This is a genomic window from Mesorhizobium sp. M2A.F.Ca.ET.043.02.1.1 (assembly GCF_003952405.1).
In the GTDB taxonomy this organism is placed as follows: Bacteria; Pseudomonadota; Alphaproteobacteria; order Rhizobiales; family Rhizobiaceae; genus Mesorhizobium.
In genome coordinates, this window is record NZ_CP034445.1 from 383,061 (window position 1) to 405,239 (window position 22,179).

The window sequence follows — 22,179 nt, forward strand, 5'->3', positions numbered from 1 at the left end:
ATGTCGGGATTCTTCATCAACCGGCCGATCTTCGCCTGGGTGATCGCCATCGTGATCATGCTGGGCGGCCTCTTGGCGCTGCAGTCGCTACCGATCTCGCAATACCCGCAGATCGCCCCAACCACGGTCAACATCAGCGCCAGCTATCCCGGCGCCGATGCCCAGACCGTCGAGAACTCGGTGACCAAGGTCATCGAGCAGGGCATGACCGGCATCGACAACCTCGATTACATGACGGCGACGTCGACCTCGACCGGACAGGCCTCGATCACGCTGACCTTCACCAGCGGCGCCAACGCGGACACCGCCCAGGTGCAGACGCAGAACAAGCTGCAGCTCGTGCAGTCGCAGCTGCCGCAGGTCGTCCAGAACAACGGCATCACCGTCTCCAAATCCTCGACCGGCTTCCTGATGGTCATCGGCTTCGTCTCCAGCGACGGCAAGATGAACTCGACCGACCTCGCGGACTATGTCGACTCAACGATCAACGACACGCTGAAGCGCGTCGAAGGTGTCGGCTCGACGCAGCTTTTCGGCTCCGGCTATGCCATGCGCATCTGGCTCGACCCGGACAAACTAGCGCAATATTCGCTGATGCCGAGCGATGTCGCCGCGGCCGTCGAGGCGCAGAACACGCAGGTCTCGGCCGGCCAGCTCGGCGGGTTGCCGGCGCGCAAGGGCCAACAGCTCAACGCCACCGTCACGGCGAAGAGCCGGCTGCAGACCGCCGAGCAGTTTCGCAACATCATCCTGAAGAGCAATACCGACGGCTCGCTGGTGCGGCTGAACGATGTCGCCAAGGTCGAGATCGGCGCCGAAAGCTACACCACCCAAGCCCACTATAACGGCAAGCCGGCCGCCGGCGTCGCCGTCAGCCTGGCGACCGGCGCCAATGCGATCAGCACCGCGGAAGCGGTGCGCACGACGATCAATCGCCTAAGCTCGACCTTTCCGCAAGGCGTCGAGGTCGTCTACCCGTACGACACCTCGCCCTTCGTGCGGCTGTCGATCGAGGAAGTGGTGAAGACGCTGGCCGAAGCGATCGTGCTGGTTTTTTTGGTGATGCTGCTTTTCCTGCAGAACCTGCGCGCCACCATCATCCCGACGATCGCCGTGCCGGTGGTGCTGTTCGGCACATTCGGCGTGCTCTCCTTCTTCGGCTATTCGATCAACACGCTCACCATGTTCGCCATGGTTCTCGCCATTGGCCTGTTGGTCGACGACGCCATCGTCGTGGTCGAGAATGTCGAGCGCGTCATGCAGGAGGAAGGCCTGCCGCCGAAGGAAGCGACGCGCAAATCGATGAACGAGATCACCGGCGCGCTGATCGGCATCGCCACCGTGCTGTCGGCAGTCTTCGTGCCGATGGCCTTCTTCGGCGGCTCCACCGGCATCATCTACCGGCAATTCTCCGTCACCATCGTCTCGGCAATGGTGCTCTCGGTGCTGGTGGCACTGGTGCTGACGCCGGCGCTCTGCGCCACCATCCTGCGCCCGGCCAAGGACCATGCGACGCAACGGGGTCCGTTCGGCTGGTTCAACCGCATGTTCGATCGCGGCACCATCGCCTACCGCGACGGCTCGCACGGCATCATCAAGCGTTCCTGGCGCTTCCTCGCCGTGTTCCTGGCCATCGTCATCGCCATGGGCTGGATGTTCGCCCGGCTGCCGAGCTCGTTCCTGCCGGACGAGGACCAGGGCATTCTGATCACCAGCGCTTCACTGCCGGTCGGCGCGACGCAGGACCGCACCGAGCGCGTGCTGGCCGAGGTGACCAACCACTATCTCAATGAAGAGAAGGACGCGGTCGAAGGCGTGTTCACGGCTTCCGGCTTCGGCTTCGGCGGCGCCGGGCAGAATGTCGGCATCGCCTTCGTGCGGATGAAGGATTTCGACCAGCGCAAGACCTCGGCTCTTTCCGTGTCTGCGGTCGCCGGCCGCGCCATGGGCGCCTTCTCCAAGATCAGGGATGCCCAGGTCTTCGCGCTGGCCCCACCCGCCATCCAGGGTTTCGGCAACACCAACGGCTTCGATTTCTACCTCCAGGACGTCAACGGCGCCGGCCACGACGCGCTGATCCAGACGCGCAACCAGCTTCTGGGTCTGGCTGCAAAGAGCAAGCTACTTGCCAACACGCGCCCCAACGGCCAGGAGGACCAGCCGCAATTCTCGATCGATATCGACCAGGAAAAGGCCAGCGCGCTCGGCATCAGCCTCGCCGACATCAACAACACGCTGTCGACCGCCTGGGGCAGCGACTATGTCAACGACTTCATCGATCGCGGACGAGTAAAGCCGGTCTATCTGCAGTCGGGCGCAGATTTCCGCATGCAGCCGGAAGATCTCGACAAATGGCAGGTCCGCAACTCCGGCGGCGCCATGGTGCCGTTCTCGGCCTTCGCCTCCAGCCACTGGACCTACGGTTCGCCCCGCCTCGAACGCTACAACGGCTCGGCGGCGGTCGAGATCCAGGGCGCCGCGGCCGCAGGCCAAAGCTCCGGCGCGGCGATGGACGAGATCGACAAATTGGTCGCGCAACTACCCGCCGGATATGCGCATGAATGGACCGGTCTGTCGCATCAGGAGAGGCTTTCCGGCAATCAGGCGATGTCGCTCTACGCGATTTCGGCGCTGGTCGTGTTCCTGTGCCTTGCCGCGCTTTACGAAAGCTGGTCGATCCCGTTCGCGGTGATGCTGTCGGTGCCGATCGGCATCTTCGGCGCCCTGGCGGCGGCCACCCTCTTCGGCCAGACCAATGACGTCTATTTCAAGGTCGGCCTGCTCACCACGATCGGCCTGGCGGCCAAGAACGCCATCCTCATCGTCGAGTTCGCCATCGAGCGGCAGTCTGCCGGCATGGGGCTGGTCGAGGCAACGCTCGAAGCGGCGCGGCAACGCCTGCGGCCGATCCTGATGACATCGCTGGCCTTCATCCTCGGCGTCACGCCTCTGGCGATCGCCAGCGGCGCGGGCTCGGGCGCGCAGAACTCGGTCGGCATCGGTGTTATGGGCGGCATGATCGCGGCGACCGTGATCGGCGTCTTCCTGGTGCCGCTTCTCTTCGTCACAGTGCGCCGCATCTTCAAGGGCAAGGCAGCCAACGAGAATTCAGGCGGGACCCCAGCCACAGCCACTCAAGAATAGAGGTTTTTTCCATGCCAGGTTTTGAACGCGGTCTCGCGACCGCGAAGAAGTTCTTTTTGCCCGCGTTTGCCGCGGCCCTGCTCTCGGGATGCGTTGTCGGTCCGGATTACCAGAAGCCACTGCTGGCGATGCCGGCAAGCTGGAGCGGGCAGAAGGCGGCAAGGCCGGCAAAGCCGGCGCAGCTGTCGCAATGGTGGCGGCGCCTGCGCGATCCCGAGATGAATGCGCTCGTCGCGGAGGCGGTCGCCGGCAATCTCGATGTCGCCACCGCCAAGGCCAAGATCCGCGAGGCGCGGGCAAGCTACCGGCAGTCGGTAGGCACGTTGCTCCCATCCGCCGACGGTTCGGCCTCGGCCACCCGCAATAGGGCCACAGCAACCAGCTCGGGCACGGCAACCGGCACAACCTATGACCAGTATCAGGCAGGCTTCGATGCCAGCTGGGAACTCGACCTCTTCGGCGCCAACCGCCGCAGCGTCGAGGCCGCCAGCTATGGCTTGGACGCTTCCGAGGAAAGCCTGCGCTCGACCCTACTGACCTTGGTCGGCGATGTCGCCTCCAACTATGTCCAGGCACGCGGCTATCAGGCCCGCATAGCGCTTGCCCGGCGCTCTGCCGCATCGCAGCGGCAAACCGCCCAGCTCACCCGCACAATGGCCTTGGCCGGCTCGGCGACCGCGGCGGACGTAGCCAAGGCGGAAGGACAGGCCAGCGGCACGGAAGCCGGCGTTCCGAGCCTGGAGGCCAGCTATGCCGAGGCCGTGCATCGCCTTTCCGTGCTGACCGGGCGGCCGCCAGCGGCCCTCAACGAGCGCTTGAGGCACGCAACGCCGATCCCAGCGCCCCGCCTGCCGATCCCGACCGGCATCCCGGCCGACATCCTGCTCGCCCATCCGGATGTGCGCATGGCCGAGCGGCAGTATGCACAGTCCACCGCCAAGATCGGCCAGGCCGAGGCGGCGCGCTATCCGGGCGTCAGCCTGACCGGCGACATCAGCACCACATCCCTCAAGCTCGGCGATCTCGGCAAGAACTCCACCATCGGCTGGTCCTTTGGCCCCACCCTCAGCGTGCCATTGTTCAATGGCGGCCAATTGCAGGCGGCCGTCGACGTCGCCAAGGCCCAGCGCGACCAGTATTTCGTCGCCTACAAGGCCGCCGTGCTGACGGCGCTGGAAGACGTTGAAAACGCCACCGTTTCGCTGTCGCAGGAGCGCATCAGGAACGGCAAGCTCGCCTCCTCCGCGAAGTCCTACGGCGATGCCGCGCGGCTTGAAAGAACGCTCTACAAGGCTGGCGAGACCAGCCTCCTCGACGTGCTCGATGCCGAACGCTCAGCCTATTCCGCCGACGATTCCGTCCTGCAAAGCCGCGTCTCGATCGCCACCGATTACATAGCCTTGAACAAGGCGCTTGGCGGTGGCTGGAACGGCGCGATCGACACGGCCAGACCCGAAATCATAGATGTCCGCACCGGTCCGCGGCTGGCATCAAAGACGCAATGACCGGCGAGCCGTGCGGTCTATCCGCCGGCCCGAACAAATCTCCGTGAGCGACGCCCGCAAACAATATCCCACTATATAACAGCCTCGTTGAGGTAATGAGATGACAGGCGCCTACGATCTCGGAACCGATCTGGTTCGCCGTATCTATGAAAAGCGCATAGATGCGCCGGCCATTCTTGATGCCGGCACGCATTTTCCCAATGCGGCTAAGTTCGCCGCCGCCTGGCAGGACATCCGCGATGAAGCGCTGGCGGCAAAGCTGAACAAGGCGCCGCGTTTCCACGACATCATGCCGGAGCAGGCCGATATCTCTGCCAATGACGGGCTCGACTGGCGCATGTTCGTGCTCAAGGCCTACGATATGACGGTGCCGGAGAATCTCGCGCGCATGCCGGTTCTGAGCCGGCTGCTCACCGAATGCCCCGAGGTCAAGTCGGCGGCCGTCTCCTTCCTCGCCCCGCGCAAGCATATCCCGCCGCACCGCGGACCATTCCGCGGCATCATGCGCTTTCACCTCGGGCTCGCCATCCCCAAACAGCCGGACGGCCACCCGGCAACGATCATGATGATCAACCATGAGGAAAGGCGCATCGCCGACGGCGAGTGCATGCTCTGGGACGACACGTTCGAGCACGAAGTCATGAACAACTCGGATCAGCCGCGCGTCGCTCTTCTGCTCGACGTGTGGCGTCCGCAAATGCCGCTGGATATGGAAATCCTGTCGCGCGTGATCGTGCGCGGTGTGCAGGTGGGAATGCGCTGCCGAGGCGTGTCGTTCGGCGGCTGAACCAGCTGCGATCGACGCCTTATGCATGTCGCCCGACGACGCGATCTTCAGAGAAAGACCTGGACGAAATAGAGACTCAGGCGCGCGCCTCGCGATGCGTCCCTGCTCTGCGCTTGCCGGGAAACATCGCGTCCCTCGCCAGCAATCCGCTGACGCGGCAGAAGGTTGCGAACGCCCGGCAGGCTTCCTCGGTGCTGGCCACATCGACCGTCGCCCCGAAGCAGGCATTGAAGGCGGCTTCGTAGATCTTGCCCTGCCTGCGCTTCGGCCAGTCCTGCAGGAAATCGAGCGCCTGCTCGACACTGTAGATCTCCTCGACCGGCAGGCCGGGCGCGGGCGTGATGCGCACCGGCACCTCGAATTGCAGTCTGTCCATTCCCTGTCTCCCGAACGAGCGCAGGCCCAGCAACGCCGCTCGATGTGAAAAGTTGCTTTTGCGGCCTTCTGACTCAGGAATGTGACCTCAGTGCGATCAACAATCGGTTCACGGATGCGTCAGGCGGCGCGCCCGGCCAATCCGCGCAGGCTAGGTGACAGGGCGACACTACCCACACCGCCCTGCCCTTGCTCTTGTTCCACATCGTCGGCGCTACTGATTGGCCGGATCGGTCTCCGCGTCATAGGCCATGCGGGTAACCACCGTCAGCAGATAAGCGGATGGCAGCGCGAAGATGGCGCCGAGCACGATGGCCGCCGTTCCTTCCATGCGAAGGATGGCGGCAACGGCCCAGTAGACCGTGCCGATGCAGATCACCGCCTGAACCGCCAGGAAGCAGGCCGCGGCGGTCGCGCGGGTGAGTGTCTTGAATGTCTTGATGCGTTGCATTGAAGAAAATCCGTATTGAAGCGCACGCAACCGGCGGACGGCCGGCGGCCGTCGCTGGATCGCGACGCGAAGACGTGTTTTGATTTGGATGCCGCGCTCGGCGGCCGGGGCTTATGCGGCGGGTGGCGCGCGTGGCTGGTTCGTACGCGACGGCGTTGCGGTTCCCGCCGCGGGCGTGACACCCATTTCGGGTGGCAACGCCTGGCCGATAACCAGAAAATCGGCTGCGGGCGCCAGCGCGCCGGGATTGCCGCTGACAAGCTTTACGGGCAGCGGCCGGCTAGCCCGAACCTCAAGCGCCTGCGTCTTGCCGGAGGTCCTGAGCAGCGCGATCGTGTCGCCCTGGCGGGTGGCGCTGATGCTGGAGCCACCCTGGAGGGGGACGGCCGATGCAGAGATTCCGGCCTGGGCGAAGCCCAGCAATGCGAGCATCAGCAGCGCCATCAGGCCGGCAAAAGCGATCCTGACCGGCAGCAGCTTCGATCTTTCGCGTTCAGGTGCCGTCAAGCCGATCTCCAGATACCAGAACCGGCCCTAACCCATGGAACGCCAGAAGGAAAGCCGCAATGGACGGCGCAATCGCACTTCGTCCTTGAACCTTGCGGCTTCCGGTGCCAAATCTGGGGCAGATTCTGGCACTCGGCTTCCTTCGGAGCCAACGCCGGCAAACGGACAGAAATGGTTACCTATCTCGACGCCGCCACGGCCCCCCTTCGAAACACCGGCCAGATCCGCCTCTATGGCGAGAAAGGTTTTGCCGGCATGCGCAAGGCCTGCGATCTTACCGCGCGCTGCCTCGACGAGCTGGTGCCGATGGTCAAGCCCGGCGTGACGACGGAAGCGATCGACCGCTTCGTCTTCGAATTCGGCATGGACCACGGCGCATTGCCGGCGACGCTCAATTATCGCGGCTACACCAAATCGTCCTGCACCTCGATCAACCATGTCGTCTGCCACGGCATTCCCGACAACAAGCCGTTGAAGGATGGCGACATAGTCAACATCGACGTCACCTATATTCTGGACGGCTGGCATGGCGATTCCTCGCGCATGTATCCGGTGGGCACCATCAAGCGCGCTGCCGAGCGCCTGCTCGAAGTAACCTATGAATGCCTGATGCGCGGCATCGCCGCGATCAAGCCCGGCGCCCGCACCGGCGCCATCGGCGCCGCGATCCAGACCTATGCCGAAGCCGAGCGCTGCTCGGTGGTGCGCGATTTCTGCGGCCACGGCGTCGGCCAGCTTTTCCACGACGCGCCGAACATCCTGCATTACGGCACTGTCAATGAAGGCGTCGAGATGCGGCCCGGCATGATCTTCACCGTCGAGCCGATGATCAATCTCGGCCGCCCGCATGTGAAGGTCCTGTCGGACGGCTGGACGGCGGTCACGCGCGACCGTTCGCTGTCGGCGCAATACGAACACACGATCGGCGTCACGGATACCGGCTGCGAGATCTTCACGCTGTCGCCAAAAAAGCTCGACCGTCCCGGCCTGCCGGCCTAGCTTTCTTACCGCCGGCCTTCCCGGCTAAAGCATGTCTCCCGAAAGTGGGAACCGGTTTCGGGATATAGACATGCGTAAAATCAAAAACCTAAAGCGCATGGAGCGAGTCTGAAAGATCGCGACGCGCTTTAGGCGCTCGCTTGACGAGAATCGAATCCGTGGCTCCTTGGAGTCGCGAAAGGCCTCTGGCGCCCGACAAAGAGCGGCCGTGGCGACCTTCCGCATCATAGCCCGGTTAGGGCCCTTCCTTCGAGGCGTTCCGGACAGCGGACCCGCCGTGATCATCATGTAGCATTTTTGTTACATGCGACGTCGAATTGAACGCAGCCTCCAATTAATCATCCGACCGTTGACCTGGATCAACCGAGCATCTCTCCACGGCTGTCATTGCTGCAGCGCACCACATTGGAATTCCATGGAGAGATATTATGGTGAGAAACTGGGTTGGGCAGTGGCGGGGGATCGCAGTTGCCGCAGCGCTTGTCGTGGCAGGGATGCAGCAGGCCACGGCGGCGGACATACAATCCGTGACACAGAACGAGCCGCCTGTAGCAGCATCGGGTCCCTGGCAGATTCGCCTGCGCGCCTTGGGCGTGATCACGGACGACAAGGGCAACGTCAACGGAATCCCCGGCTCCGATCTTTCCTATTCGGATACCGTGACGCCGGAATTGGACATTTCCTACTACTTCACAACGTCGCCGCCGAACTCATTCTCGGCACCACCTACGCCAATATCTACGGCGAGGGGACGATCAGCGGGTTGGGCAAGGTCGGCAAGGTCTGGGTGCTCCCGCCGACACTCACGCTGCAATACCACTTTACCGATTTCGGCGCCTTCAAGCCCTATGTCGGCGCCGGCCTGAACTACACGATCTTCTACAATCAGGATGCCGGCAGCGCTGACGCCCTCCATGTCAAGAACACGTTCGGCGGCGCTCTGCAGGTCGGGTTCGATTACATGCTGGATCAGCATTGGGGCGTCAATTTCGACGTCAAGAAGCTCTTTCTGGAGCCGAAATTCGACGTCACGGTCGGCGGCACGAACTTGACTGGCAAGGCCAAGCTCAACCCCTGGCTGATTGGCACGGGCGTCACCTACCGCTTCTGACAAGGCAGGACAGAAGCCGGTTGCCGACTTTGACTGGCCATGAGAGAGGATGCCATGTTGCACCCTCCTCTCACCTCGGATGCTGGCCACTCCAAATCATCGCCGGTGGAGCACGCTTACACCATCATCATGACGGGGCCGATGCAGGGATTTTCGCGCTCGCGCCGAAAAAAACTCGACTGCGTCCGACCCGTCGGCTTACAGTTTCCTTCTGCCGGGCCTTTCCGGCCAAGGGCGGGCGACCATGGGGGAAACCAGCGACGACGAGCGGGGATTTTTCGCGGAGCTGCCCGTCCGGCGGCCCACCAAGGCCGCACCGATCGAAAAGCCGCACTATCACGGCCATCGCGATCGTCTGCGCGAACGCTTCGCCGCCGGCGGGCCGGACGCCCTGCCTGACTACGAACTGCTCGAGCTGCTGCTGTTCCGGCTGATCCCGCGCGTCGACGCCAAGCCGATCGCCAAGGCGCTGATCGCCCGCTTCGGCTCGCTGGCCGAAGTGCTCGGCGCGCCGGCATCGCTGCTCGAGGAAGTCAAAGGCATCGGGCCGACTGTCGCAATCGATCTAAAAGTCATTGCCGCAACCGCGCAACGCATGGCGCGTGGCGAGGTGCGCGGTCGCGAGGTGCTGTCCAACTGGACGCAACTGCTCGACTATTGCCGCTCCGCCATGGCCTTCGAAAGCCGCGAGCAGTTCCGCATTCTGTTCCTCGACAAGAAGAATGGGCTGATCGCCGACGAGGTGCAGCAGACCGGCACCGTCGACCACACGCCCGTCTATCCGCGCGAGGTGGTGAAGCGCGCGCTCGAGCTCTCCGCCAGCGCCGTCATCCTGGTGCACAATCATCCGTCCGGCGACCCGACGCCGTCGCGTGCGGATATCGAGATGACCAAGCAGATCATCGATACGGCGAAGCCCCTCGGCATCGCCGTGCACGACCACATCATCATCGGCCGCAAGGGCAACGCCTCGATGAAAGGACTGCTGCTGATCTGATCGGCTGCCGGAGATTGCCACGGGCTTGGCCGGCTACCGCAGATCGGACCATGCGCCTGCCAATGACTGGCGCGGCCTGCGGCACAGCGCGCAAAAGGCTGAATTTGAAAATCGTTCAATTGCGCAAAGACTGATCCCTGCGACGGCTCCGGCGTGGATCAATCTTCTATCCAGGGAAGAGCGCAGCAGCTTCTTTAGAAGATAATTCCGTTGAGGCTCCGCATATCCACTGCTAGCGTTTGAAACGCTTCAATTGGATCACGCCTTTGCAACGCAAACGCCCGACTATTGCCGATGTCGCACGAGCCGCCGGTGTTTCCATCGGCACGGTCTCGAACTTCATCAATGGCACGGCCGGCCTCAAGGAAGGCACGCGAGAGCGCATAGAGAAGGCGATCGCCGCCCTGATGTACCGGCCGAGCTCGTTTGCGCGCTCCCTGCCCGGCCGTGCCCCGCAGCGGCCGAAGAATCTCGACCATCTGCCCAGGCTCCTGGTCGCCGGACGGGTGTCCGTCGACTTCCTCTGCCGCGTCGAGGTGCTGCCGCATCGCGACGACCGGATCACGGCAAGCCATATCGATAAGGCGCTCGGCGGACCGGCGGCCAATCTCGCGGTTGCCGCCGCCGGTGTCGGGGCGCCCTACGCGCTTGACGTAGAACTGGCGACGGCGGTCGGCAACGATGCGGAGAGCGACTGGGCGCTGGGCGAGCTTTCCAAGCTGGGCGTGCACGCCTTGCCCATCCGCAGCACGCCCAACAACCGGCTCTCGCAGGCGATCGTCATTATCGAGCGCAACGGCAGCCGCACCATCATCAGCGAGCCTTTCGAGCTGGGCGAAGTCGACCTCACCGCCAATCTCCACATCCAACCCGAAAAGCGACCCGCCTGCCTTCACATCGAAGGCTTCCATTACGAGACGATGACGGCATCCATAGCGCGCTTCCACCAGGCCGGCTGGAAGGTGAGCCTGCATTCTGCCGGCCTGCCCAGGAGCGCGCGCACGCCTGAAATCTTCGCGCAGATGGTCGGGCAGATCGACCTGACCTTCATCAATGATGTGATGATCAGGGAGATCTACGGATTTCGCACGCGCATGGCGACCATGATCGAAGAGGTTCGCCTCATGCTGTCGCGCATCAAGCCGCGCGGAACGGTCGTGCTCACCTTGGGCGAGTTCGGCGCGGTGGTCTTTCCGGCGACCGGCGGACCGCAGATCGAGGTGCCGGCACTGCCCGTCAACCGGGTGGACGCGACCGGCGCCGGCGACAGCTTCGCCGGCATCTTCCTCAGCCTCTGGCTACATGGCGCGTCGCCGGAAACCGCTGCCCGCTACGCCGCGGTCGGCGCCAGCCTGACGACGACGGTCGAAGGCGCGCAAGGCTACATCGCCGACTTCGCGACACTGAAGGCAACCGCTGCCGCGAGCGCCGTGATGGCCAGCTAGATCAATGGCTTACCGGCCCAGGCGGCTGGCAGGCGACCAACAGGCAATATCGGGAGAACATGGGTCATGGCGAAAACGAAAGTTCTTCTGGTCGGCGAGAGCTGGATGAGTTCGGCCACCCACTACAAGGGCTTCGACCAGTTCGGCAGCGTCACCTTCCATCTCGGCGCCACGCCTTTGGTCAACGCCTTGAAGGACAGCGAGTTCGATCTTGAATACATGCCGGCCCACGAGGCAGTCGAGAAGCTGCCTTTCACCATGGAGGGCCTGTCGCAATACAAGGCGATCGTGCTCTCCGATATCGGCGCCAACTCGCTTTTGCTGCATCCCGATGTCTGGCTGCTCGGCAAGACCGTGCCCAACCGGCTCAAGCTGCTGCGCGACTGGACGCGAGGCGGTGGCGGCCTGGTCATGATCGGCGGCTATTTCAGCTTCCAGGGCATCGACGGCAAGGCCCGCTGGCACCGCACGGCCGTCGAGGACGCGCTGCCGGTGACCTGCCTTCCCTATGACGACCGGCTCGAAATCCCCGAGGGCTTTCGGCCTCAAATCACCGGCCCCAGGGATCACCCGATACTTGCCGGCATCGAGGGCGAATGGCCGATCCTGCTCGGCGCCAACGAGGTCGTTGCCCGCGACCGCGACGATGTCGAGATCCTGGCGCGGCTGCCGCAGGATCAGGGCGGCCATCCGCTGCTGGTTACCGGGCGCCATGGCGAGGGGCGCACCCTGGTCTGGACGTCCGACATCGGCCCGCACTGGCTGCCGAACAGCTTCGTCGAATGGCCAGGCTATGCGCGGCTTTGGACCAATATGCTGCGCTGGGTCAGCAAGGCCGCCTAGCCTATCCACGAATGCCGGAGAGATCGTCATGACGGCACCTTTTCTCGTCGCCAGGAACATCGCCAAGCGCTTCGGCGCGCTGACTGCCCTTGCCGATGTCGACCTGGAAATCAGGCCCGGCGAAGTGCTGGCGCTGCTCGGCGACAACGGCGCTGGCAAGTCGACTTTCATCAAGATCCTGGCTGGCGCTCATCCGCCGAGCGACGGCGAGCTTCTCATTGAAGGCAAAGCGGTCGCGTTCGTCTCGCCCAAGGATGCCGCGGCGTCCGGAATCGCCACAATCTTCCAGGAACTGGCGCTTTCGGAGAACCTTTCGATCGCCGAGAACGTCTTCCTCGGCCGCGAATTGAAACGCTCCATTTTTGGCATCCCTTTTCTGAAACGAGCGGAGATGCGCCAGCGCGTCGACGGCCTTCTGCAGGAACTCGACGCCCATATCTCCGATCCCGGGGCTCCGGTCGGCAGCCTGTCGGGCGGCCAGCGCCAAGCCGTCGCCATCTGCCGGGCGCTCAATCTCAACGCCCGGCTGGTCATCATGGATGAACCGACGGCCGCCCTTGCCGTCGCCGAGACCCGCAAAGTGCTGGCGCTGACTCGGCGCCTTGCCGGCCGCGGCTGCGCCGTCGTGCTGATCAGCCACAACATTTCCGAAGTCTTCGAGGTTGCCGACCGGATCGTGGTGTTCCGGCGTGGCCGCAAGGTGGCCGAACGCCTGGCCGCGGAGACCAATCACGAGGAAGTCGTTTCGCTCATAACAGGCGCCCATCCCGACGTGCGGGCGCTCGAAAAAACAAACTGACATGCACGTCATTCCAGAGAGGATCACACATAATGCTTTCACAACTCAGGAAAGTGCTCGCGGTCTCCGCCCTGTCGTTGGTCGCCGTGACGGCGGCGCATGCGGCAGACAAGCATAAGGTCGCCTTCGTCCCGCAGCTGATCGGCATCCCCTATTTCAACGCCATGGAGGCGGGGGGCAACCGTGCCGCCAAGGATCTCGGCGTCGATTTCGTCTATTCCGGCCCGGTCGACACCAACCCGGTCGACCAGCTGCAGATCGTGCAGAACCTGATCGACCAAGGCGTCGAAGCGGTCTCGGTCTCCGTTCTCGATGCTTCGAGCATCGCCCCGGTGGTGGAGAGCGCCAAGGCCAAGGGCATCAAATTGTTCACCAGCGACAGCGACGCGCCCGACAGCGGCCGCGCGGTCTATGTGGCGCAGGCGACCGACGAGGGCCTCGGCACCACGATCATCGACGAGCTGGTCAAGCGCGTCGGCGAGGACGCCACGATCGGCATCGTCTCCGGCGAGGCGACCGCGTCCAATCTCAACGCCTGGATCGGCTTCATGCAGAAGGAAGCCGCCGCCAAATATCCCAAGCTGAAGCTGCTCGCCCCGCAATTCGCCGGCGGCACGGCCGAGCGCGCCGCGCAGATCTCGGGCGACCTCATGGCCGCCAATCCCGATATCAAGGCCATCATCGCCGTCGCATCCTCGACCTGCCCGGGCGTTGCCCAGGCGATCGAGACCGTCGGCAAGATTGGCTCGGTTATCGGGACCGGTTACTGCAGCCCGAACACCGCCCGCTCCTATCTGAAGAGCGGCGCCTTCGGCTTCACCGTGCTGTGGGATCCTGAACAGCTCGGCTACCTGACGGTCTGGGCCGGCAAGCAGCTTATCGACGGCAAGAGCTTCGAGGCCGAGAACAAGATTGCCGGCCTCGACAAGCCCGCCACCTATGATGCCGCCAAGGGCATCCTGCTGCTCGGGCCGCCGGCCGTCTTCACCAAGGACAATGTCGACAAGTTCAACTTCTGAGCCTGACGTGAACGTAGTGCGGCAGTCTGGAACCGGTGTCTTCTCCATGAATGGGCGGGAGTGGTCTTTGCTTGTCGCCTGTTTGCTTGCGGTCGTCATCTTTTCTGTCGCATCGCCGCACTACGCGACCCCGGGCAACGCGGTCACCGTGCTGCGCAACAGCGTCGAACTGCTGCTGATCGGCCTCGGCATGACCCTGCTGCTCGCCATGGGCGGCATCGATGTCTCGATCGGCATCGTCATGGGCCTCGCGGCCATCGCCATCGGCCGCATACTTGGCGCCGATGGCAGCCCGTTCGTGGCGCTTGTCGCGGGCCCGCTCGTCGGAGCGCTGCTGGGCTGCGTGACGGCCGCCATCGTCGTCCTGGGCCGCATTCCGGCCATCGTCGGAACGCTCGGCCTGCTTGGTGTCTACCGCACCGCCGTGTTTGCGCTGCTTGGCGGGCAATGGCTTTCCGGCCTGCCCTCGAGCCTCACCGATCTGCTGGCAACCACCGTGCTCGGCATCCCCGTGCCGGCCCTGGTGATCGCCGTTGCCTATCTGATTGTCTGGCTGGCACTGCGGCGCACGCCCTATGGTTTGCATCTGCTGGCGATCGGCAATTCGGAAGAAAAGGCGCGGCTTTCGGGAATTCCGGTGATCAAGGTCAGATTCCTGACCTTTGTCATCAGCGGCGTCCTGACCGGCATTGCCGCCACCTTCTATGTCGCAACCTACCGCAACGTTGAAATGTCGATCGGCAGCACCTCGGCGCTGGATGCCATCGCCGCGGTCATTCTCGGCGGCACAAGCATATTGGGCGGCCGCTGCAGCCTGCTCGGCACGGTGCTTGGCGTGCTCCTGCTCAGAATCCTCCAGAATGGCCTGCTTCTGATCGGTGCTCCCTCGCTTTGGCAGCCGGTCGTCACCGGCGTGCTGATCATCGGTGTGCTCGGCTTCGAAGCGGTCTCCAATCGCCTGCCTCTTACCCGGTTCCAGCGAGCCCGCGCATGAGAACGCTTCGGAACCTGCAGGGCCCGGCCCTGACCCTGGCTTTGCTGTGCGCGCTGTGGCTGATCGTGATTGTCGGCCTGCTGGCGCTCAAGCCTTCCGTCTTCAATCTCGGCACCGTAACCACCATTCTTCAGTTCTCGACCATCCTGGCGCTGGTCGGCCTCGGACAGGGGATGGTCATCCTGGCCGGCGGCACAGGCATAGACCTATCGGTCGGCGGCGCGGTTTCGCTCTCCGCCATCATCGCCATGCTGTCGCTCAAACTGGGCTTGCCGCCGGTCCTGCTGCCGGCCGTCTGCATCCTGGCCGGCGCAGCGCTCGGCGCCCTCAACGGATTGCTGGTGAACGGCCTGGCGCTGCTGCCCTTCATCGCGACGCTCGGCACCTTCTTCGTCTATTCCGGCGTAGCGCTTGCCGTCACCGGCGGCGCGGCCCAGCCGGGCGTGCCAGGATGGCTGCTTGTATGGGGGCGCGGTGTCGTCGCCGGCATTCCCGTGCCCTTCCTCACCCTGGCCATCCCCTGCTTCGCGCTGGCCGGCCTTGGGCTGATGGCGACGGCCTGGGGGCGCTGGATCTACGCGATGGGCTTCAACGAACGCTCGGCCAGGCTGGTCGGCATTCCTGTCGATCGCGTGCGCTTCATCCTCTACGCCCTGAGCGGCGCGCTCGCCGGCGCCGCCGGCCTGGTTTCGCTCGCCTGGCTCGGCAGCGGCAGGCCAAATATCGGCCAGAACCTCGAGCTGGAATCGCTGACCGCCGCGATGCTTGGCGGCATCGCCATCACCGGCGGGCGCGGCGGCGTCGGCGGCGTGTTCGCGGCCGTGCTGCTCCTGGTCACGCTCAAGACCGGCCTGCTGCAACTGAACATCAACACGGTCTGGCAAGTGGGGATCGTCGGCGCCCTTCTGGTGTTCGTCCTTCTTGCCGACCGGCTTTCCCAACGTTGGAGATCCTAATGCCTTCCATGGAACAGACCATCGCCGCGCGCGTCGAGGCAGCGGCCGATCGCATCGTCGAGACGCTGAGCGATCTCGTCGCCTTCCCCTCGATCGTGAAATCCAATCCGAAAGAGGCCGGCCCGGGCGAGCGCGACTGCCAGCTCTATCTGCAGAAGCGCCTGGAGGCGCTCGGCTTCACCACCGATCTGTGGGACCCGGACGGCCCGGCGCTCTATGAAAAATACAAGGGACGCGCCGGCGCTAACAAGGGCAGGACTTTTGAAGGCCGGCCCAATCTGGGCGGCGTGCTGAAGGGCACGGGCGGCGGCCGCTCTATCATGCTGACCGGTCATATCGACGTCGTGCCGCCAGGCGCAGCCGGACACTGGGCAACCGATCCGTTCCAGCCCGTGCTGAAGGACGGTTTCCTGCATGGGCGCGGCACCGTCGACATGAAGGGCGGCGTCGCCTGCATGCTGATGGCAGTCGAAATCCTGAAGGGGCTCGGCGTCAGTCTTTCCGGAGACATCGTCTTCACCACCGTCGTCGACGAGGAGATCGGCGGCATGGGGTCGCTGGCCATGGTCGATCGCGGCTTTAGCGCCGATGCCGGCATCATGACCGAGCCGACGGCAAACAAGATCGCGCCGCTCTGCCACGGCATATTGTGGGGCAGGATCATCATCGACGGTATCGGCGGCCATGCGGAGTTGACGCCGAACGCCTGGTATTCGAGCGGCCCGGTCGATGCGGTTCAGCTCTGCCGGCAGATCCTCGACGGCATTGATATCCTAAACCGGCGCTGGATGTTCGACCCCAGGAAGAACCATCCGCTGATGGACCTGCCCAACCAGATCATCGTCACCCAGATCAATGCCGGGGAGCACCCCTCCTCCATGGCTGGTCGCGGCGAGATCATCATCGACGCGCAGTACCTGCCGAGCGAGCATGACGAATTCAGGCTGGGCGGCAACGTCAAGCGCGAGATCGAAGAGCATATCGCCAATATCTGCCAGGCGGACCCTTATCTGCGCCGGCACCCTGCCCGGGTCGAATGGATTCTTGATGCCGACTGCGCCGAAATCCCCTCCGACAGTCCGTTTGTGAGTGTCTTCCAGGAGGCCGTGAAGGACGCCAATCTGTCGCCGGCGCTGAGCGGCTTCGGCGCGCATAGCGACATCGGCCTGCCGACAGGCCTCGGCAGCACGCCGACCGTCAATTTTGGTCCCGGCGACCCGGCGCAGGCGCATCAGCCCAATGAGCGCGTTTCGGTGCGCGACCTCGTTGATTGCACGAAGGCAATTGCGATTGCCGTGGAGAAATGGTGCCGCTAGAGCAAGCTGGAGCATGATCCAGAGAAATAGCGATCGCGCTGGCATGGCGTTCCGGCCATCTGGCAGCCGCCGCCTTGCGCCTCGAAAACCGGGCGTAAAAAGCAACATTTTTCCAATCAGATAGTCGGCTCTGGAATTTCAACCGGAAATCGAGCATGATGCGCTTGGCATTTCGGGGCGCTTCGCGCGTTTGGAATGCCGGGAGGAACGGGACATGGCCGTTGTGCTTGTACTCGTTTTGATCGTCGTGGGCTCGGTGTTGTTCCACCTCCTGAGCCCATGGTGGTGGACGCCTATTGCCTCGAACTGGGACTATATCGACAACACCATCATCATCAGCTTCTGGATCACCGGCATCGTCTTTGCCGCTGTCGTCCTGTTCATGGCTTATTGCGTCTTCCGCTTCCGGCATCGGGAAGGCAATCGCGCGGCATACGAACCCGAGAACAAGCGCCTTGAATCGTGGCTGATGATCGTCACCGCGCTCGGCGTCACCGCTTTGCTGGTTCCCGGCCTGTTCGTCTGGAGCCGCTTCGTCACGGTGCCAGGCGATGCAACCGCAATCGAGGTCGTCGCCCAGCAATGGCAGTGGAGCTTCCGTTTGCCGGGCAAGGACGGCAAGCTCGGCACTTCCGACACCCGGGATGTCACCGCCGACAATCCGTTGGGCGTCGCCCCCAAGGACCCGAACGGGCAGGACGATGTCCTGGTCCAAGCCGCCGATCTCCATCTGCCGGTCGGCAAGCCGGTCAAGGTGCTGCTGCGTTCGATCGACGTGCTGCATGATTTCTATATCCCGGAATTCCGCGCCAAGATGGACATGATCCCGGGCTCAGTGACCTATTTCTGGTTCACCCCGACCAGAACCGGTACCTTCCAGGTCCTGTGCGCCGAGCTATGCGGCCAAGGGCACCCGCTTATGCATGGCGTGGTCGTGGTCGATACCGAACAGGATTATCTGGCCTGGCTCGGCCAGCAGCAGACCTTCGCGCAACTATCGGCGCCCCAGCAATCGGGCTCGGCGAACCAGCCGCCGGGAAAGATAATGGCGTCCAATCTGGGCGTCGCGGCAAACTCGAAACTTTCGAGGTCCGCACAATAGGGCACGGAGGTGCTCCAATGGTCGACGTCACACCCGCAGATGCCGTTCCGCCCGCCGAAGTTGGGGAGGTCGAACTCTACCATCCGCACAGCTGGTGGACGAAATATGTCTTCTCGCAGGATGCGAAGGTCATAGCGGTCCAGTACTCGGCAACGGCAACCGCGATCGGCCTGGTGGCGCTGGTTCTGTCCTGGCTGATGCGCCTGCAGCTCGGCTTTCCCGGCACGTTCGACTTCATCACGCCGGAGGCCTACTACCAGTTCATCACCATGCACGGCATGATCATGGTGATCTACCTGCTCACCGCGCTCTTCCTCGGCGGCTTCGGCAACTACCTCATCCCGCTGATGGTCGGCGCCCGCGACATGGTCTTTCCCTATGTCAACATGCTGAGCTACTGGATCTATCTGCTCGCCGTGCTCGTTCTGGTATCGAGCTTCTTTGCGCCGGGCGGACCGACCGGCGCCGGCTGGACGCTCTACCCGCCGCAGGCGATCATGACCGGCACGCCGGGCGGCCAGGACTGGGGCATCATCCTGATGCTCTCCTCGCTCATCCTGTTCATCGTCGGCTTCACCATGGGCGGGCTGAACTATGTTGTGACAGTGCTGCAGGGCCGCACGCGCGGCATGACCTTGATGCGCCTGCCGCTCACCGTCTGGGGCATCTTCACCGCCACCGTCATGGCGCTGCTCGCCTTCCCGGCGCTGTTTGTCGCCTGCGTGATGATGCTGCTCGACCGTGCCCTCGGCACCTCATTCTTTATGCCGGCGATTGTCGAGATGGGCGAGCAGCTGCAGCACAATGGCGGCAGCCCGATCCTGTTCCAGCACCTGTTCTGGTTCTTCGGCCACCCGGAGGTCTACATCGTGGCCCTGCCGGCCTTCGGCATCGTGTCCGACCTGATCAGCACGCATGCGCGCAAGAACATCTTCGGCTACCGCATGATGGTTTGGGCGATCATCGCCATCGGCGCCCTGAGCTTCGTCGTCTGGGCGCACCACATGTATGTCAGCGGCATGAACCCCTATTTCGGTTTCTTCTTCGCGACCACGACCCTGATCATTGCCGTGCCGACGGCGATCAAGGTCTATAATTGGGTGCTGACGCTGTGGCGCGGCGATATCCATCTGACCACACCGATGCTTTTCGCGCTCGCCTTCATCGTCACCTTCGTCAATGGCGGCTTGACCGGACTGTTCCTCGGCAATGTCGTCGTCGACGTGCCGCTGTCGGACACGATGTTCGTCGTCGCCCATTTCCACATGGTCATGGGTGTCGCGCCGATCCTCGTCATCTTTGGTGCGATCTATCATTGGTATCCGAAGGTCACCGCGCGGATGCTCGACGAAACGCTCGGCAAGTTCCACTTCTGGGTAACCTTCCTCGGCGCCTACCTGATCTTCTTCCCTATGCATTATCTCGGCCTGATGGGCGTTCCGCGGCGTTACGCCGAGCTCACCGACATGACCATAATGACGGAATCGGCTCATCACCTGAACTCGTTCATCTCGATCATGGCCTTCATCGTCGGCTTCGCCCAGATGGTGTTCCTGTTCAACCTGATCTGGAGCATCCGGCATGGCCGCGAGGCCGGCGGCAACCCCTGGCGGGCGACGACACTGGAATGGCAGACGCCTGAGACGCCGCCGGCGCACGGCAATTTCGGCAAGGAGCTGCCCATAGTCTATCGCTGGGCCTATGACTACAGCGTGCCGGGAGCCAAGGAGGACTTCATCCCGCAAAACGTGCCGGGCGACTTCGCGCCCTCGAGGGAGCCGGCATGAGCGTCATCGTGGTCTTTCTGCTGGTGATCGCAGGCTTTGCCGGATGGTGGCTTTCGCACCAGCGGCTGACGGCCAAGCCCTGGCTGGAGCAAGGCCTGGCCGGGGATTTCGTCGGTTTCGACCGGTCGGCGCTGCCCACCGCCAAGATCGGCCTCGGCGTCTTCCTCGCCGTGGTCGGCTGCCTGTTTTCGCTGTTCACCAGCGCCTATTTCATGCGCATGGGCCTGCCCGACTGGCAGCCGCTGCCGCTGCCGCGCCTGCTCTGGCTCAACACCGGCTTGCTGGTGCTAAGCAGCGTCGCGCTGCAATGTGCCGTCGTCGCCGCGCGCAAAGGCCAGATCGACAACGTCCGGCTGGGTGTTGCCACGGCGGGGTTCACGACGCTTGCGTTTCTCGTCGGTCAATTGATGGCATGGCGGCAACTGACCGGGGACGGCTATCTGCTCGCATCCAACCCGGCCAACAGCTTCTTCTATCTGATCACCGGCATGCATGGCCTGCACATACTCGGCGGTCTGGTCGGACTTGGGAGGACGAGCATAGGCGCCTGGGATGGAGCGCGGCCGGAGCGGGTTCGCCTCAGCGTCGAGCTCTGCGGCATGTACTGGCATTTCCTGCTTTTCGTCTGGCTCTGCATTTTCGCCCTACTGGCGGGTTGGGCCGCGACCTTCATCGACATCTGCCAACGGCTGCTGACCTAGGAGACCGGCTATGGCTGAGACGACCATGACGCATGCCAGCCAGATGGAGCCCAGGCCCGCCGGTTGGCGCGGCATTGCCGCCGATTGGGCCTCGGACCAGCGGGCGTTCAAGAACGTGTCCTGGGGCAAGGCCATGATGTGGATCTTCCTGCTCAGCGACACCTTCATCTTCGGCTGCTTCCTGCTCTCCTACATGACCGCGCGCATGTCCACGCGCGTGCCGTGGCCCAATCCAAGCGAGGTCTTTGCCCTGCGCATCGGCGGCTCGGAGATCCCGCTGATCCTGATCGCCATCATGACCTTCGTGCTGATCTCGAGCAGCGGCACCATGGCGATGGCGGTCAATTTCGGCTACCGCCGCGATCGCAGCAAAACCGCGATCCTGATGCTTTTGACCGCGGCGCTTGGCGCGACATTCGTCGGCATGCAGGCCTTCGAATGGACCAAGCTGATCACCGAGGGGGTGCGCCCATGGGGCAATCCCTGGGGGGCCGCGCAGTTCGGCTCATGCTTCTTCATGATCACCGGCTTTCACGGCACCCATGTCACGATCGGCGTGATCTTCCTGATCATCGTGGCGAGAAAAGTCTGGCGTGGCGATTTCGACATCGGGCGGCCCGGCTTCTTCACCAGCCGCCGGGGTCGCTACGAGAATGTCGAGATCATGGGCCTATATTGGCATTTCGTCGACCTGGTCTGGGTGTTCATCTTCGCCTTCTTCTATCTTTGGTGAGGCAGATATGGCTGAAGCAACCGCAAACGGTCTCGGACAACACGCGCTGCACGCCACCCATGCGCATGATGCGGCGGCTGTCGCCACCACGGACACGCACCAGGAGCACCCGATCAAGCTCTACCTGGTGGTCTGGGCGTGGCTGTTCATCCTCAGCACATGCTCCTACCTGGTCGACTATTTCGGCATCCACGGCTATCTCAGATGGTCGCTGATCCTGATCTTCATGATGCTCAAGGCGGGATTGATCGTCGCCGTCTTCATGCACATGGCCTGGGAGCGGCTGGCGATGATGTATGCGATCATCCTGCCGCCGATATTGGTGCTGGTCTTCGTGACCATGATGGTTTTCGAAGCCGACTATACGCTGCTGACCCGTATCGCGTTTTTCGGACCTGGCCCCTGATTGCGTAATCTCTTGCAGCGTCGCGCGCTCTTTTTGGGCGCGCACAGGGCGCTGTGCCGCTTTGATGGGCCTATGATCCTTTTCGAAAATCGATCCCGATTTTCGGGTCATCCCGCCCGGTCGAAGGTGAACGTCATGGACACGCGAACGCTTGTCATACTCGGCCTTGGTATAGGTGTTCTGCTGCTGTTAGGATTCTTCG

20 protein-coding genes and 1 pseudogene are annotated in these 22,179 nt (G+C 63.3%); 18 read left to right on the forward strand and 3 right to left on the reverse strand.

Translation table 11 applies throughout. From position 1 onward, the window contains the following. The 3 genes from EJ068_RS01840 to EJ068_RS01850 all read left to right on the forward strand — a co-directional run bounded on the left by EJ068_RS01840 (position 1) and on the right by EJ068_RS01850 (position 5,436). Positions 1–3,144 (forward strand): efflux RND transporter permease subunit, encoded by a 3,144-nt coding sequence (locus tag EJ068_RS01840; RefSeq protein ID WP_129554453.1) that lies wholly within the window; start codon positions 1–3, stop codon positions 3,142–3,144. An 11-nt stretch (positions 3,145–3,155) separates the two neighbouring features. Further along, positions 3,156–4,649, forward strand: coding sequence for an efflux transporter outer membrane subunit (locus EJ068_RS01845; RefSeq protein WP_127251163.1), 1,494 nt, complete (start codon positions 3,156–3,158; stop codon positions 4,647–4,649). A gap of 100 nt (positions 4,650–4,749) precedes the next feature. Beyond that, the gene (locus EJ068_RS01850; protein ID WP_127251164.1) at positions 4,750–5,436 is read left to right on the forward strand and encodes an aspartyl/asparaginyl beta-hydroxylase domain-containing protein; all 687 of its coding nucleotides are present in this window, start codon (positions 4,750–4,752) and stop codon (positions 5,434–5,436) included. Between the two features lie 76 nt (positions 5,437–5,512). Here the strand turns inward: EJ068_RS01850 and EJ068_RS01855 are convergent, their stop codons facing one another. The 3 genes from EJ068_RS01855 to EJ068_RS01865 all read right to left on the reverse strand — a co-directional run bounded on the left by EJ068_RS01855 (position 5,513) and on the right by EJ068_RS01865 (position 6,769). Continuing rightward, entirely contained in the window at positions 5,513–5,812 is a 300-nt protein-coding gene (locus tag EJ068_RS01855; RefSeq protein WP_126082328.1) for a DUF982 domain-containing protein, read from the reverse strand. Between the two features lie 213 nt (positions 5,813–6,025). Further along, the gene (locus EJ068_RS01860; RefSeq protein ID WP_126082327.1) at positions 6,026–6,262 is read right to left on the reverse strand and encodes a hypothetical protein; all 237 of its coding nucleotides are present in this window, start codon (positions 6,260–6,262) and stop codon (positions 6,026–6,028) included. A gap of 111 nt (positions 6,263–6,373) precedes the next feature. After that, complete coding sequence (locus EJ068_RS01865; protein WP_127386263.1) at positions 6,374–6,769, reverse strand: hypothetical protein; 396 nt, start codon at positions 6,767–6,769, stop codon at positions 6,374–6,376. Between the two features lie 171 nt (positions 6,770–6,940). On the opposite strand from EJ068_RS01865, the gene map reads away from it, so the two are divergent. The 15 genes and pseudogenes from map to EJ068_RS01940 all read left to right on the forward strand — a co-directional run bounded on the left by map (position 6,941) and on the right by EJ068_RS01940 (position 21,977). Continuing rightward, positions 6,941–7,768: a type I methionyl aminopeptidase gene (map, locus tag EJ068_RS01870; RefSeq protein ID WP_127251166.1), complete on the forward strand. Its 828-nt coding sequence runs from the start codon at positions 6,941–6,943 to the stop codon at positions 7,766–7,768. 428 nt (positions 7,769–8,196) lie between these two features. Then, a pseudogene (locus EJ068_RS01875) lies at positions 8,197–8,879 on the forward strand (OmpW family protein). A gap of 244 nt (positions 8,880–9,123) precedes the next feature. After that, positions 9,124–9,876 carry a DNA repair protein RadC gene (radC, locus tag EJ068_RS01880; protein WP_128314707.1) on the forward strand — a complete coding sequence of 251 codons (753 nt, stop codon included), beginning with the start codon at positions 9,124–9,126 and terminating at the stop codon, positions 9,874–9,876. A gap of 266 nt (positions 9,877–10,142) precedes the next feature. Continuing rightward, positions 10,143–11,321: a PfkB family carbohydrate kinase gene (locus tag EJ068_RS01885; RefSeq protein ID WP_129554454.1), complete on the forward strand. Its 1,179-nt coding sequence runs from the start codon at positions 10,143–10,145 to the stop codon at positions 11,319–11,321. Positions 11,322–11,387: 66 nt separating this feature from the next. After that, positions 11,388–12,164 carry a glutamine amidotransferase gene (locus tag EJ068_RS01890; protein WP_127253718.1) on the forward strand — a complete coding sequence of 259 codons (777 nt, stop codon included), beginning with the start codon at positions 11,388–11,390 and terminating at the stop codon, positions 12,162–12,164. Between the two features lie 28 nt (positions 12,165–12,192). Next, positions 12,193–12,963: an ATP-binding cassette domain-containing protein gene (locus EJ068_RS01895; protein ID WP_127253719.1), complete on the forward strand. Its 771-nt coding sequence runs from the start codon at positions 12,193–12,195 to the stop codon at positions 12,961–12,963. A 32-nt stretch (positions 12,964–12,995) separates the two neighbouring features. Beyond that, positions 12,996–13,982, forward strand: a complete 987-nt coding sequence (locus tag EJ068_RS01900; RefSeq protein WP_127253720.1) for an autoinducer 2 ABC transporter substrate-binding protein — start codon at positions 12,996–12,998, stop codon at positions 13,980–13,982. Positions 13,983–14,049: 67 nt separating this feature from the next. Continuing rightward, complete coding sequence (locus EJ068_RS01905; protein ID WP_245463315.1) at positions 14,050–14,976, forward strand: ABC transporter permease; 927 nt, start codon at positions 14,050–14,052, stop codon at positions 14,974–14,976. Continuing rightward, complete coding sequence (locus EJ068_RS01910) at positions 14,973–15,932, forward strand: ABC transporter permease (RefSeq protein ID WP_127385993.1); 960 nt, start codon at positions 14,973–14,975, stop codon at positions 15,930–15,932. Before EJ068_RS01905 ends, EJ068_RS01910 begins: the two co-directional genes overlap by 4 nt. Further along, a complete protein-coding gene (locus EJ068_RS01915) occupies positions 15,932–17,248 on the forward strand; it encodes an ArgE/DapE family deacylase (RefSeq protein ID WP_127253322.1) in 1,317 nt (438 codons plus the stop codon). Before EJ068_RS01910 ends, EJ068_RS01915 begins: the two co-directional genes overlap by 1 nt. A gap of 214 nt (positions 17,249–17,462) precedes the next feature. Further along, the gene (locus EJ068_RS01920) at positions 17,463–18,350 is read left to right on the forward strand and encodes a cytochrome c oxidase subunit II (RefSeq protein WP_127253324.1); all 888 of its coding nucleotides are present in this window, start codon (positions 17,463–17,465) and stop codon (positions 18,348–18,350) included. Between the two features lie 17 nt (positions 18,351–18,367). Then, positions 18,368–20,137: a cytochrome c oxidase subunit I gene (gene ctaD / locus EJ068_RS01925; RefSeq protein ID WP_127253326.1), complete on the forward strand. Its 1,770-nt coding sequence runs from the start codon at positions 18,368–18,370 to the stop codon at positions 20,135–20,137. Next, complete coding sequence (locus EJ068_RS01930) at positions 20,134–20,838, forward strand: cytochrome c oxidase subunit 3 (protein WP_127253328.1); 705 nt, start codon at positions 20,134–20,136, stop codon at positions 20,836–20,838. The genes ctaD and EJ068_RS01930 overlap by 4 nt, the downstream gene beginning before the upstream one ends. Before the next feature lie 10 nt (positions 20,839–20,848). Then, positions 20,849–21,571: a heme-copper oxidase subunit III family protein gene (locus EJ068_RS01935; RefSeq protein ID WP_127385992.1), complete on the forward strand. Its 723-nt coding sequence runs from the start codon at positions 20,849–20,851 to the stop codon at positions 21,569–21,571. Positions 21,572–21,578: 7 nt separating this feature from the next. After that, a complete protein-coding gene (locus EJ068_RS01940; protein ID WP_127253332.1) occupies positions 21,579–21,977 on the forward strand; it encodes a cytochrome C oxidase subunit IV family protein in 399 nt (132 codons plus the stop codon). The last annotated feature ends 202 nt before the right edge of the window (positions 21,978–22,179 follow it).